We start from the raw sequence: 13,781 nt of genomic DNA, 5'->3' as shown, positions 1-13,781 counted from the left end.
GTTGCCGGCAAAGCAGCGCCAACATGAACTTCAAACGTTGCGAAGTTTGAATGCAGGAATTGGGAAGAACTGAACGATGACTATTCTGGTAACTGGTGGTGCGGGTTTCATTGGCGCGAACTTCGTGCTGGACTGGCTGGCCGGTAGCGATGAGCCCGTGGTCAACCTAGACAAACTCACCTACGCAGGCAACCTGCAGACCCTGAGCAGCCTGCAGGGCGATAAACGCCACATCTTCGTGCACGGCGACATTGGCGACTCCGAACTGGTCGCTCGCCTGCTCAAGGAGCACCAGCCGCGGGCAATCGTCAATTTTGCTGCCGAGTCCCACGTCGACCGCTCGATCCACGGCCCGGAAGACTTCATCGAAACCAATATCGTCGGCACCTTCCGCCTGCTGGAAGCCGTGCGTGCCCATTGGGGTGGCCTGGATGAACAGGCCCGCCAGGCGTTCCGCTTCCTGCACGTATCCACCGACGAAGTGTACGGCTCGCTGGCAGCCGACGAACCGGCCTTCACCGAAACCCACCAGTACCAGCCCAACAGCCCGTACTCGGCCAGCAAGGCTGCCAGCGACCACCTGGTGCGCTCGTACCACCACACCTACGGCCTGCCGGTGCTGACCACCAACTGTTCGAACAACTACGGCCCGTACCATTTCCCGGAAAAGCTCATTCCGCTGATGATCGTCAACGCCCTGGCCGGCAAGCCGCTGCCGGTATACGGCGACGGCCAGCAGATTCGCGACTGGCTTTACGTGAAAGACCACTGCAGCGCCATCCGCCGCGTGCTGGAAGCCGGCGCCCTGGGCGAGGTGTACAACGTGGGTGGCTGGAACGAAAAGCCCAACCTGGAAATCGTCAACCGCGTCTGCGCGCTGCTGGACGAACTGCGCCCGCGCGACGACGGCAAGCTCTACGCCGAGCAGATCATCTACGTGACCGACCGCCCCGGCCATGACCGCCGCTACGCCATCGACGCCCGCAAGCTGGAGCGCGAGCTGGGCTGGAAACCGGCCGAAACCTTCGAAACCGGCATTCGCAAGACCGTGGCCTGGTACCTCGACAACCAGGAGTGGGTGCAGAACGTGCAGTCCGGCAGCTACCGCGACTGGGTAGAGAAAAACTACGCAGGGCGTTCGGCATGAAGATTCTGCTACTGGGCAAGGACGGCCAGGTAGGTTGGGAGCTGCAACGCAGCCTGGCCCCGCTGGGCGAGGTGCTGGCGCTGAATAGCCGCAGCCAGGCCCACTGCGGCGACCTGGCCAACCTGCCAGGCCTGGCCGAAACCGTGCGCGCCTACGCCCCTGATGTGATCGTCAACGCCGCCGCCTACACTGCCGTCGACAAGGCCGAAAGCGACCGCGAGCAAGCCTTCAAGGTGAACGCCGAAGCCGTTGGCGTGTTGGCCCGTGCCGCCGCCGATTGCGGCGCATTGCTGGTGCATTACTCCACCGACTACGTATTCCCGGGGCAGGGCACCCAGCCCTGGCGCGAAGACGACAGCGTCGGCCCGCTGAACACCTACGGCGAAAGCAAGCTGGCTGGCGAGCAAGCCATCCAGGCCAGCGGCTGCCAGCACCTGATCTTCCGCACCTGCTGGGTGTATGCCGCACGCGGCAACAACTTTGCCAAGACCATGCTGCGCCTTGCTGGCGAACGCGACAGTCTCGGCGTGATCGACGACCAGCACGGCGCCCCGACCGGTGCTGAGCTGATTGCCGACATCAGCGCCCACGCCATCACCGCCACCCGCGCTAACCCGGCCCTGGCCGGCGTCTACCACCTGGCGGCCGGCGGTGAAACCACCTGGTGCGGCTACGCCCGCTTCGTGCTCCAGCAGGCGGCGGCACAAGGTGTCGTGTTGAAAGCCCAGGCAGAACAGGTCAACCCGTTGACGACCGACGCCTACCCGACCCCGGCCAAGCGACCGGCCAATTCACGTCTTGATACCCACAAACTGCAGAAGGCTTTTGCCCTGACCCTGCCAGACTGGCGCCAGGGAGTGGCCCGCATGCTCACGGAAATACACGAGAAATGACCACCATGAACCGTAAAGGCATCATTCTGGCGGGCGGGTCGGGTACCCGCCTGCACCCTGCGACCCTGGCGATTTCCAAGCAGCTGCTGCCGGTGTACGACAAACCGATGATCTACTACCCGCTGACCACACTGATGCTGGCGGGCATTCAGGACATCCTGATCATCTCCACCCCGCAAGACACCCCGCGCTTCGAGCAGTTGCTGGGTGATGGTCACCAGTGGGGCATCAATATTACCTACGCCGTGCAGGCTTCTCCGGACGGCCTGGCACAAGCCTTCCTGATTGGTGAAGACTTCATCGGCAACGACCTGTCGGCGCTGGTGCTGGGCGACAACATCTATTACGGCCATGATTTCCAGCAGTTGCTGCGCAACGCCATGGACCGCGATGAAGGTGCCAGTGTGTTCGCCTACCACGTGCACGACCCCGAGCGTTATGGCGTGGTCGAGTTCGATGACAAGGGCAAGGCGATCAGCCTGGAAGAAAAGCCCGCCAAGCCAAAGTCCAGCTATGCCGTGACCGGTTTGTACTTCTACGACAAGGACGTGGTCGAGATTGCCAAGGGCATCAAGCCGTCCCCACGGGGCGAGTTGGAGATTACCGACCTGAACCGGGTGTACCTGGAGCAGAACCGACTGTCGGTGGAGATCATGGGGCGTGGGTATGCCTGGCTGGATACTGGGACGCATGACTCGTTGCTGGAGGCTAGCGGGTATATCGCGACCATTGAGCGGCGGCAGGGGTTGAAGGTGGCTTGCCCGGAAGAGGTGTCGTACAGGCAGGGGTGGATAGGGGCGGAGCAGCTGTTGAAGCTGGCTGAGCCCTTGGCGAAGAATGGGTATGGGCAGTATTTGAAGCGGTTGCTGGGGGATAGGGTTTATTAAGTCTGTCGACCTTATCTTGACTTTTTAGTGTGACATAAATCCAGCATGGCGGGACATCGAAGTATGTATTCCGCTAATGCTGAGCTGGAGTTTACGCTTGCTCTGGTAGCTCGTACACATGTCGTAACTCCGAAGCTGATATTGCAATTAACTGACGTGACACACTTAATATGTGTCACGTTTTTTTTTGGCTGAAGGGATCTCAGTAACTGCTGTTCTGTAAGCCATCAAGAAGCTTTACGGTACATTTAGTAGACATCTGATCCTCTAGGATGTCTTTATAGAAAGCGACTATTTCAAGATTTGAAGTGTTGTCTGGAACCTCGAATCTTGCATTCGGGGACGCATCGTACCAGCGAACTGTGTGGCGTGCACCGTTCACAACCAAATAAAATGCAAAGCATCCTGATTCGTGAATTGATCCGTCCTTGACAAGGGAGCAGTGTGCGAAAATTTCATCATTTGTTCTGTAGGCGGCAACATTGAGCTTCACGCCAGAAGAAACCAGTGGAGAATGAGGGCCTGCTGGGCGCTGTTCGCTTGTTTCACTGGGGGCGACAGTCTTAGTGATGATTTGTGCGAGTGCTTCTCTGTAATAGTTGCTGCAGTAATGAAATGCGGAAGGTCCCCAGCGGTGATGCTCGTCAGCAGTCATAATAGATGGGCTGAAGTCGAGAAACTGATCCTCTCGCAATATGCTTCGCAAAGCCTCATACATCCAGCTCAGTTCTTGGTTGGCTTTGTCAATGAATGGGCGTGCTACCGGGAAAGGGGTGTCCGTTTTTACTTCGAATTTGGATGACCAGAAAACTTTGTTGACGATGACTTGATCAAGCTTATTTATTTCTTTAAGAAAGCCGAAAAACTTCTGCATCCCTTGAAGCCAAAGCTCACGGCGCTCAGGGGTGCTCTGTTTAATGGTTGTGTAGCCGGTTACGCTTTCGTCAGTTAAAAGAGAACTTTCAGCTAACTCGTTAGAGTTGGTGATTAGCTGTCCAGAAGGCAAGGATATGAGGTCAAATCGTTCGTCGATAAGGTCGATCAAGATGACGTCAGCGTTGCAGAATTTATCCTTGGCAGATAAAATTTCCTTTGAAAAATCACATGCGACCATGCGTCGGCGAAATGCTGAAGGGATGCGGCTCAACGCATCATCGTTCTCAAACGGCTCACTGTATAATGACGCCATAGATGAACGTGCATAGTAATCGGTTAGCTTAAAATCCCGGCTTTCTTCTAAGTTAAAGATGTCTCGGGATACACAGCTACCATATATTAGTAAGTTCTTGATCACTATTTATTAAGCCTTCTTAAGTGAGTCTTTGTGCCGGATGTCTCGCCTCGGCAGGCTCACAAATTACGTTAAGGTAAAGCATTCGACATACAGTTTAAATGTCGCATAGTTCATTTTGATTCTTGCTTCCTGCGCTTATCTCCTGAATCACTCGCCTTGACGACTGGTTGATACCGATTGTTTAGGCTGTCCTTCAAATGCCCTCATCAGCATGTGATGTGTTGTGAAAAAGCTAGGTGGAATGACAAATTTATTACCATTTTTTTTAGGTGATATCAAGTTTTTTTCGACGTAGGGTGAGTTGAATCTCATGTTTCTTCGCTGTGCTCACACTCTCTCCGGCTTGATGGCGGGCTAGGCACGGCGTAGTGCATTCTTAGTTGTGCCGAAGGGAGGTGTTTGGACTGAAATGGATTGGGTTTGATATGGTTATATTGGAAGTGAGGAATTGATGCTGCCAAGCGACTCTGTTTGAATATAGAGTGCCCATCGAAGGGGAGGCGGCTAAGCTCAGTGCTTCCTGCAGTGTATAATTCAGGTCTAATAGTCATGGAAATTTCTAAAGGGAATGAGATATGATACTGTTTTTTATACCGAGGACCGTTAATGGAAGCCGTTCTGAGTGCCGCAGAGGAACTTATAGCCAAAGGCGAAGCGGATTTGTCACCTGCAGGGAAGCCATTCTGCGATCAGCTTACAGCTGAACAGTGGCGTGTGGTCCGAGGGAAGAAATTAACAGATGCTGAACTTCAGAAAGTTGAAGAACTGTCCAAGCATCTGCATTTTGCGGATAAGCCCCACAGTCGACAGCGTCTTTATGAACTAGCAAAAATTGCAAAGCTTGATAGCAGGCTCAGTTCCGGATCTGATGTCGACGAGCTTATTGCTGAGCTGGAGTTGGATGTAAGGAATGGATTTAACATCCCGTCTGCTTACGCAATGCTGGGCGCATCTCATGTCGCAGCGGGGCGTTATGATCTAGGGGTTTACTATTTTAATAAAGCAAATAGTATCGTAGGTCGTAATAATTGCATAACCGCATTCATGAGTTTGTCTCGGGCTTTGCCAGCCCTTGCTGCTTTTGAGCAGCCTTCTTATAAAGGTGGCGAGACTTCATTGAAGTTTTTGAGTGAGGTTCGCACTTTTGTCGGAGGCCCGGTTGCGGTGGTAGCAGGGAATGCTCTGTACATTAATCGGTTTTTGGAAAATTATGCCAGATCGATTGCCGAAAAGGGATCTGGGTTATTTGGTGGTATCCATGTTCACTGGGTGAAGGAAAAATCTGAGGGACTTGACTTTATCGACGCTACCCTAGCTAAGTCGAAAAATTTTTTCTCTGAATTGAATGTGACCTATGAAGAGATTGATGAGGTACTGGATAAAAAATCATATTTTGCGCAATCGAGATTCCTTATTGCCAGGCGCCTGAGTGAACACTATCGGCTGCCATTGTTGATTACTGATTTGGATTTCCAGTTAACCCAAGACCCATCGAGTGCGATCAACAAGCTGAGCTTTATTGATGTCAGTTTCCTTCAACACAAGAATAAAAGTGCTCAGTGGGCATTTCCTTGGTTGCGTAGCATGGCTGGCAGTGTGTGGGTTAACAATACTGAAGCAGCTAGAGAGTTCTTCAAATTAATGGAGCTCGGTTTTTCTGCTTGCTACAACGCCCACTGGTTTAACTGGGGTGTGGATCAAAACTTGTTGACGTCTGTTCTTGAATACACGCGCACTAAGTCGCAATTGAATTTTGCTTCATTTGCAGAAGTTGCGGGGCCTCACTTGTTTAACGTTCCTATGGAGTTGAAGGCCGGCGTAAAAAGTCAAATAGTCTGAGATCGGACGGCAGGCCTTCACTCTATCGCCTGCCGCATCTAAGTTACACGAAATCTTTAGGTGTGATTTTTTTGGATTATACTGCTGTACAGTGCCTTCAGATATTTTTTGCCTGAGCTGCGAAACGAAGATGTCAGGGTTCTCCAGATCGAAACCACCAAAGTCCAGAAACTTGTATTTCCACCACTGAATTTTTTGTAGCGCATAACAGGGCTGTGGATTCGAATCTCATTTTTATGAACTTGGCCGGATTTCCACCGACTATAGTATAAGGCTCCACGTCTTTGACAATGTGGGAGCTTCCCGCGACCACCGCCCCATCTCCAATTGTCACACTGCCTGGAGTCGTAATGCCCTCACCGCTCCAAACACCATTGCCAATTGGTATTCCGTACTTACCTGTACTCAGATAAGGCGTAGGAGCAAAGTTCTTTTATTCGTCGAGTTTTGAGTGAATTTGAAAACTCTCAGTGAAAGGTGAAGATGAATCTCGTTCATGAGGGTGGCGAGGTCCTAATGCCCGAGTGGCCGTTGAAACAGAGCAGTAGCGCCCTATTGAGACAGATGCTGGTATAGAAGAAAGCCAATAACTAAAGTTTTCGGCAGAATATAGGTTGTCGTGAACGGTCAAACGACAGTAAGGCTCAAGCGCGACATTCAAGGGGAAGCTGATTTCATTGCTCAACACCGCTGTTGGTGTGGCAGTCGCAGGCTTACGCGAAATCCCAATTTTGTGCTGGGCAAGAGCAGTAATAATCGGAATGGCTGCGTGCTTGGTCACTTGAATTCGCTCTTCGTGTTGTTTTTTTGTGAGTAGTGTGCTTTGTGTTTTGTTTCATGTGGGTTTAAAATAATGTATTTGTTTTGCTTTTTGAAGATTTAATTATATCTTGTGCCATTTTTTTCTTGATTGTGCTGCGTGAAAATTCAGCGACAAATTCTAATCTAGATGTGTTATGGAGTTTTAGTCCTTTTAACGCAGTGATCGCGCTTTCTGCGTCGCAAGGAGAAAATAGCGCGACGTTTTTTATGCGCTTTTTAGCGAATCGATTTGCATAGCCAGACAAGCCGCCCCATATAGGTTTGTTAGTTGCAGCGTATTCAAATAATTTTGAGGGTAGCACACGTCGAAAAGCTTTCTGATCGTTGAGGTGTAAGAAAAGAACATCAGCCTCTTGGTATACCCGTAACAACTGGTCCCTTTTCATAGGTGTGGATATTCTTACGTTGCTGATGCCCGCATCCTCTAATGCCCGCATCAGAGTTGAGAGCGCGCTACCTGCTCCAATTAAATGAAACTCAGCTCTGTCACCCAATCGTTGAGCCAGCTGAGGTATTATTCGGTGCAGACCTTGGCCTGCGCCGATATTTCCGGCATATACAATCTTCAATCTACTCGGGCTCGACTCTGGTAGCGATACCAACTGGGTAGAAGGGTTTTTGATGAATAGTTCATCAACACCGTTTGTGTAGAATGCGAAAGATCTGCCTGGGTAGCGAGTTGCGAAATATGGTAGAAAGCCCGGTGAGATGAGATTTACTCGTACGGCGGTGTTTATTGTCCAACGCTCCAGTGGAGAAAAAATGGACGCTGCTAATCGGCCCCATCGAGTTGGCAACAAATCACGAACAGTGTCCACAAAGATATCGCGGATATCCAGGTAGAGAGCACAACGGCTGCGCTTTGAGATCAATGCTCCTAGCGAAGCCGTCATCAAACGGGAAGAGGTTGAAAAGACTAAGTCGTAGCGCTTGCCGTAGGTCAGCTTTAGAGTATTGATAGCAAAACACGCAAAAGCCCAGGTTTGGTCTTTAATACCGCTGCGGTGTGCTGGAATTTGAATACGACGAATTGTCAGATTTTCAGAGCGCTCTACGCTGACCGCGTTTGCCGTAAACGAATGATAGCGATTTGGTTGCGTGGTTATGATTTCAATTTCTACGTGGGGGCCGAGCTCTTCGCGCAAAGCTTTGACCAGAGCGCCAGCTCTGAACGAGCCTGCCGATAAGTCCGGTGGGAAGTAGAAGCTTAGTAACAGGATTTTTGAGATCATTACTTGGTCTGCGCTCTGACGACGCATTCATACAGTTGGACCAAGCGTGCCTCCTGTTCCTCCCAGTTCAACCGGTGAGCGGTTATCCGCGCATTACTGGCAAACTTGGACCGCAGTGCGGAATCTGACACGAGTTCATTTAGAGCGGCGGCTAATGCCACCGGATCACTGTGGGGGATAAGCAAGCCTACCTCATTTCGCTGTACAATTTTCCGTATCTCAGGAAAGTTTGTAGCTACTACCGGCAAACCAGCTGTCAGGTACTCGAATAGCTTGTTCGAGTCAGTGGTGTAGTGGTTTAGGCAAGTGTTTTCAATAGGCTGAACGCCAATGTCTGCTGACGCTGTATAGCTCGGTAAGTCTGCAAGGCTGACCGTAGGTATGAAATAAATACGGTCCTGTAAGCCGCTGTCCCTACTCAATTGAATCAGCGCCTGAGTCAGGCGCCCGCCGCCAATAAACACAAAATAGGCATTCGGAACCAGCGATGCAGCTTGAATGAGCTTTTCCAGACCGCGGCCTTGCTGCAATCCACCTTGGTAGAGAATTATCGGCCAGGGTTGGTCAAGGTCGAGCTCGTCGCGGATGCGATTTGTTGCCTCAGAAGCAATAAAGCGTGGGCGGTTTTGTAAAACAGTAGGGCGTTTGACTTGATAGGCGCGAGCGAAAAACTTAGCCCTTGCGTCGGTAGTGGTTATAGTTCCGTCCGCTTTAGGCATCAGCCATTTTTCAATAAGTGCTACTAGACGGCGGAAGCTGTTGTAGCCCTCGCGACTGGTGCTAATTTCATGTGCATCATAAACCAAGTGTGACTTGCCGAGTTTCGCGGCCAGCCATGCTGTAGGCAATGTATTTACATCATGAGCGTGCACTACGTCCGCTTTATAGCGAAGCATCTGTACCATTAAGCAAAGGTGGGTCCAGGCTCTCGTGATGATTCGAAGAACCTGGTGCTTCACGCTTATTTTACGTTTGTGGTTGCTTGGCCCTTCAGTGGAAGCTTTATTACGCACTGACTTGCGCCATTTCCAGAAAGGGCTCCGTGCTATGCGAATGACTTCAATTCCATCAGCTAGACGCTCATTGGCTTTCGTTACCCCTGGTGTATGCAAGGCAAAAACACACACTTGATAACCCGAACGCTGAAGTGTTTCTGCTTCTTTAAGAACACGTGCGTCGTTGAGGAATTCATTCCACACAACCATGGCTATACGCTTCATTGGATCACCGCAAGAGAGTCGGTCTCAATCGACGTTATTAGTGCCGTAATTTCCGGGAGTAACTCTGATGCGGACAGGTAGTGCTGTCTCGATAGGAGTTGATCAAGATTGAAGCAAAGCGCAGCAAGCATAAAATGTTCTTCACTCATCTGTTGCATGTCATCGCGATTTTGCTGCAAGTCCGCCATTAATGAAGGTAGGTTTGCTGACAGATTTTTGACCGGGAGTGAAGCACCTATAGGCTCTAAGCTCCAGTTACCCCAATAACTTATGCTCAATTCACCCGTATCAGAAATTAGTATTTGGTCTTTACCGATTTGGCTGTTACTAATAAAGAGCGGGGTGCTACGGAGTGCTTCCCGAATTTGGTGTTTTAACTTGAGAAACTTCTTGAATTCATGCGCCTGCTCGTTGCCGTCTAACGCTGTGCCAAAACCATTGAGAGTCGTGTCATTCAGGCGGTCCCACAGCAGCGGGCGAGAGCGAGAGTATTTCTGAATCAAGCTCTGCGGCGGAGCGAAGCGCATTAGGATTTTTGCAGAGGCAGCTTGATGAATCCCCGTTTGTACTGGCGGAATTTTATTAAGCGATTGCACAGAAAAAATATGGCAATGGAACCCATCAAGGAGCGTGGCCTGAATAAGGCTAGCTGTCGGAATACCATCGAGGTTCGGCTCCGTTAGGAGAGTCGCTTCATTAATTGCCAAGGTGGTTCTATTAGTATTGAAAACTTTAACAAGGAACATGTGTTTGTCCCCTGAGTCTGTTTCGCTTGTTACCTCAACTGCAAAAACATCATGAATTCCTGTCTGGTGCCACTTGGTCTCATGCTTTGCATACCGAGTTTCAGTCGCTTCCTGAAGCAGTTCGTCTATCCACTGATTTACACTGTCGTTGGTAAATAGGCTCCAAAATTTTTCTGGTTTGCCACGGGCCTCGCTGGGTAGCTTATGGTCATTGAAAAACAATGCCGATATCTGCAGGTGTTGATTTTTGAGGGAGGTTAAATCTTGTATAAGCAGTGTCGCACGCTGCATGATTTGGCGGGTCAGGAGAATGCCAATGATTGCTGGTAGTAACTTTGGGGGTGTGTCAGAGAGTAGGTCGTAAGCGAGATAAGAGAATGCTGCGAAAAAACCAATTGAGCCAAGAGGGTTAATTGATTCGGGATTGCTATCATTGCTGGAAATTTTGCCACTCTTTTTAATTTGTTTTTTTAGTTTTGTGGCAATACCCCAGCATACCCAGAATGCGATTGTGGCAATAGTAAGCTCCAGGTAAATGTACCCGAGAGCCGCAATGGTCAGACTAAGAAATACAATGGCAGCCAGGCTACGTGTAAACCTTAAATAGGCTTTGCTCGCGACTTCATTCTGGCCGTCGAATAGAATCATTTTTCGACTGTTAAGGATGAGCTGTTCACTGCCGAGTTTTGTTAGTTTTTTGATAAGTGCTTCAGATAGCACGTAAAGTAAATAAAAAAGGACTGCTGTGCTGCACAGTAAAAGAAAGAGGTCTTTTCGCTCGAATTCTTTGAGGTAGTTAGGGAAATAAGATGGGATATTTGGCGACCCGATTAGGATGATCGCTTTGAGTGGTAGAAACGATGCTGCCAGAAGACTGATCTGAGCAGCTAAAGTCAAAAGTATAATGGTGAGAGTGAGCCCCGGGATTATGCGAGTTATTTTGTTGGCAACGGAATACATCCAGCGGCCAGCGTTGAAATTCACAGCTTTAATTTCGCTCATAATAACTTGCCTTGCTTCAGGTTTTTTGGCCTGAGTTAATCTTCGGGGCGTTCGTGTTTAGTTCAACTGCCAGGAAATAACTGCCTGACTCGCCGGGCCTTCCTTAGGTTGCATCTGCTTGAAGTTGGCAACGATGAGTGCTGCGTTCGGTTTCTTGTAATAAACCTGAATCAGGGACTCGTTTTGGGTTCTAACGTTCGGTTTGTAGCCGTTTGTTTCGAAGTTTTTGGTAAAGTCCTGATACGTGGTATTCAGATCTGTTGAGGTTTCGAAAAAGTGTAGCTGACGATCTTGATCATCCTTGGTGGCTGTGTAGCTTTTGGTTGTTGTTACGTTGTTGAAGGTGATTTGTTTACCTTCCTTCAGATCTACTTTAGCTACGTTTGGCGCATCACAAGCAGTCAAGAAGAGAGCAAGAATCGAATACAGGGCAATCTTTTTCATGTTTAATCCGTAATTTTCAGTTGTGGTGAGCAGTAATGGTAAATTGCGCTTTTGCAGCGTTCTTCATTTCGAATGCAACCATCGACGTGTCAATTTGTTGCATGAATCCAACGCCGCTGATGCCTTTCACAAGTTGATCATCGTTCCAGCCTGTGACGATTGTGCAGGGGCAGTTCGAAGCGATGGTGATTCGATAACTGGACGCAGGGTGACGAATCTCTACGCCTTCTTCGGTTTTGATTACCTGAGTGCCGTCACCGCAGTGGAACAGGCTGAACATAGGCTTGTCTTTCAGCGTTGCATTGATCTCATCGCTGATCTCGAGCTGCAGCCGGTCGAGGTAACCGGTGATGCCACGTTTGATGAGTGTGTCTTCAAACGCGTCATGCGAGCCATTCAGGCTAAAGCCATTTTCAACCACTTCCCCGGACAATTGGGCGTGGCCAGGTTCGATGCTGTAAGGCACATCGGCGATAACCGGGTTGTTGTGCGAGTAGGCTCCCCTCAGGAAGTTCTGGACAGGCTTGAGATACTCGTGCGAGTAGAAGCTCGGATCGATGAGCCACTCGATACCATCCATGAACAGCGTGAAGGACAAGTTGTCCTGGTGCTTGTGGGTCTTGCACAGCGACGTTGCAAACATGGTCAGCATGTACGCAGTTTGCGCGTGATTACCCTTGATGATGGCGTAGCCGGCCGTTGGCAGGATCGTTGCCGATGGTTCAGGGTAATTCTTGCTGTTGCGTACCGTTTCCAGATCCGGATTGGCGCGGCGGAAGGTGTCGCCCTGGGCTGGAGAGCGGTTGTCCGGGTAGCGCAGGAAGTCCGAGAACTTCAGCAGTTCTTCGGCAACCGTCGGAATGGTCGTGACATGCGAACTCTGCTGGGCCAGTTCACCGGCGAAAGCGATCAGCCGCTGTACACCCTGGTGGTAGCCAATTGAGTTTTCAACGAACACGGCATAGCCGTTGTCGCGAACGATCAGCGTATCCAGCTGGTCGGTCAGGCGTGACAGTGCCAGCGCTTGCCAACGCTCGGCGCACGGGAAGTCGGGCATGGCCAGGCTGGTCGCCAGCAATGCCATGTCCTGGAACCATGCATGGTTGTGGTAGCGCGACGCCTGGTGGGAGGCGTAGAACATTTCCGATGCCAGCAACTGGGCATGTTTGAAGATGGCCGAACGCAGACGAACCATAAAGCGGTGTTCGAACTGCTGCCGAACTCCAATATCCCAGATCAGCAAGAATGCCAACAGCCGCTCAGCGGTACCGTGGTCATACCAGGCAAATTTTCGGTCTTCATCAGCATTAAAATAGCTGCGTTCCAGCCAGTTACTGATGAACTCCCGAGCGGGGAAGAGGGGCGCTACGCTCCCCTCATGCCGTGCATGCAGCATCAAGATGATTGCGGGATGCAGCGAATGCCACGAGAAGCGGTAGGTGCCAACCTCATCCAGCGCGTCTGGTAGCGTATGTTGCCAATCCCAATCCAGACCGATGTTTCCGTAGAGCGGGCAGACGCCTTTCTGCAGATAGTCATTAGCCTGCGTCGGCACATCCTTGAAGCACTTCTCCATGTAGGCATATAGCGAATCGCAAAGCGCCTCGGAAAGAGGCTCTCTTGCAAAACCTTCTGTCAGCCACGCAGTTGGCGCTTCGTTTTCATGCCAGCAGGTCAGGCGCTCGAGCTCCAGCGCGGAGCCTTCAGCCTTTGGCTGCCCTTTGAAATAGAGCTTGATTTCTTCAATGTCGCAGGCCGCTGGAGTTTCCCAGTCATTCTGAATGCCGAATGCCAGATCATTGTGGCCGATGGTGAAATCAACCCATTGTCCACGTGCGGCATTCACGATCTTCACATGGCGGTAGCTACCTTCGAAGGTGTAGCCAACCCCGATGTAGTTCAGTTTCTCCCAATCGGAAAGACGGAAACGCAGGTGCAGGCCGTTGCCGCGAAAACTGCGTGGCAGCTTGAAGCGAACCTGGTAGACGCTGGCATTACCGTTGAAGGTAAATACCGGGTTGTCGTTTTCCATCGCAGCACGCGCGTTGCCACTGAAGCCCTGAAGGGGCAGTGGCTCATCGGTTTCGCTGCCGCGGTTGCAGAACGACCTGTAATCGAGAATGTCCCGGTCGGAGAGAAAGTCCAACGCCGGCTTGTCAACCAAGGATACCGGCGTGGCCTCGATTTCGTCTTCTTTGAAGAAGCGATCGCGGATTATCTTGAGCATGTCTTCGTAAATATTCTAAATAAGTGAA

Annotated in this window: 11 protein-coding genes and 1 pseudogene; 4 read left to right on the top strand and 8 right to left on the bottom strand. The window is 50.8% G+C overall.

All coding sequences use genetic code 11. The annotated features are described in order from the left end of the window. Nucleotides 1-76: 76 nt before the first annotated feature. From rfbB to rfbA, 3 genes are read left to right on the top strand one after another with little or no spacing between them, the layout of a single operon-like run. Complete coding sequence (rfbB, locus tag P0Y58_23260; protein ID WEK29776.1) at nucleotides 77-1,147, top strand: dTDP-glucose 4,6-dehydratase; 1,071 nt, start codon at nucleotides 77-79, stop codon at nucleotides 1,145-1,147. Further along, nucleotides 1,144-2,040 (top strand): dTDP-4-dehydrorhamnose reductase, encoded by an 897-nt coding sequence (rfbD, locus tag P0Y58_23255; GenBank protein WEK29775.1) that lies wholly within the window; start codon nucleotides 1,144-1,146, stop codon nucleotides 2,038-2,040. The genes rfbB and rfbD overlap by 4 nt, the downstream gene beginning before the upstream one ends. Before the next feature lie 5 nt (nucleotides 2,041-2,045). Further along, nucleotides 2,046-2,927 (top strand): glucose-1-phosphate thymidylyltransferase RfbA, encoded by an 882-nt coding sequence (rfbA, locus tag P0Y58_23250; protein WEK33384.1) that lies wholly within the window; start codon nucleotides 2,046-2,048, stop codon nucleotides 2,925-2,927. Between the two features lie 202 nt (nucleotides 2,928-3,129). Here the strand turns inward: rfbA and P0Y58_23245 are convergent, their stop codons facing one another. Continuing rightward, on the bottom strand, nucleotides 3,130-4,221 hold the full coding sequence (locus tag P0Y58_23245; protein WEK29774.1) for a DUF6270 domain-containing protein: 1,092 nt from the start codon (nucleotides 4,219-4,221) through the stop codon (nucleotides 3,130-3,132). Between the two features lie 606 nt (nucleotides 4,222-4,827). Here P0Y58_23245 and P0Y58_23240 point away from each other — a divergent pair. Beyond that, complete coding sequence (locus P0Y58_23240) at nucleotides 4,828-6,060, top strand: hypothetical protein (protein ID WEK29773.1); 1,233 nt, start codon at nucleotides 4,828-4,830, stop codon at nucleotides 6,058-6,060. 223 nt (nucleotides 6,061-6,283) lie between these two features. Here P0Y58_23240 and P0Y58_23235 read toward each other — a convergent pair. The 7 genes and pseudogenes from P0Y58_23235 to P0Y58_23205 form a co-directional block, all read right to left on the bottom strand. Continuing rightward, nucleotides 6,284-6,442 (bottom strand): annotated as a pseudogene (locus tag P0Y58_23235) (antibiotic acetyltransferase). 51 nt (nucleotides 6,443-6,493) lie between these two features. Then, complete coding sequence (locus P0Y58_23230) at nucleotides 6,494-6,841, bottom strand: hypothetical protein (GenBank protein ID WEK29772.1); 348 nt, start codon at nucleotides 6,839-6,841, stop codon at nucleotides 6,494-6,496. Nucleotides 6,842-6,905: 64 nt separating this feature from the next. After that, on the bottom strand, nucleotides 6,906-8,141 hold the full coding sequence (locus P0Y58_23225; GenBank protein WEK29771.1) for a glycosyltransferase family 4 protein: 1,236 nt from the start codon (nucleotides 8,139-8,141) through the stop codon (nucleotides 6,906-6,908). After that, nucleotides 8,114-9,334 carry a glycosyltransferase family 4 protein gene (locus tag P0Y58_23220; GenBank protein WEK29770.1) on the bottom strand — a complete coding sequence of 407 codons (1,221 nt, stop codon included), beginning with the start codon at nucleotides 9,332-9,334 and terminating at the stop codon, nucleotides 8,114-8,116. The genes P0Y58_23225 and P0Y58_23220 overlap by 28 nt, the downstream gene beginning before the upstream one ends. After that, nucleotides 9,331-11,082 (bottom strand): hypothetical protein, encoded by a 1,752-nt coding sequence (locus P0Y58_23215; GenBank protein ID WEK29769.1) that lies wholly within the window; start codon nucleotides 11,080-11,082, stop codon nucleotides 9,331-9,333. Before P0Y58_23215 ends, P0Y58_23220 begins: the two co-directional genes overlap by 4 nt. A 57-nt stretch (nucleotides 11,083-11,139) precedes the next feature. After that, nucleotides 11,140-11,526, bottom strand: coding sequence for a hypothetical protein (locus P0Y58_23210; protein WEK29768.1), 387 nt, complete (start codon nucleotides 11,524-11,526; stop codon nucleotides 11,140-11,142). Between the two features lie 16 nt (nucleotides 11,527-11,542). Then, nucleotides 11,543-13,753 carry a heparinase II/III family protein gene (locus P0Y58_23205; GenBank protein WEK29767.1) on the bottom strand — a complete coding sequence of 737 codons (2,211 nt, stop codon included), beginning with the start codon at nucleotides 13,751-13,753 and terminating at the stop codon, nucleotides 11,543-11,545. Between the last annotated feature and the right edge of the window lie 28 nt (nucleotides 13,754-13,781).

The organism is Candidatus Pseudomonas phytovorans (assembly GCA_029202525.1).
GTDB classification, from domain to species: domain Bacteria; phylum Pseudomonadota; class Gammaproteobacteria; order Pseudomonadales; family Pseudomonadaceae; genus Aquipseudomonas; species Aquipseudomonas phytovorans.
This window is presented reverse-complemented; position numbering and strand designations above follow the sequence as displayed.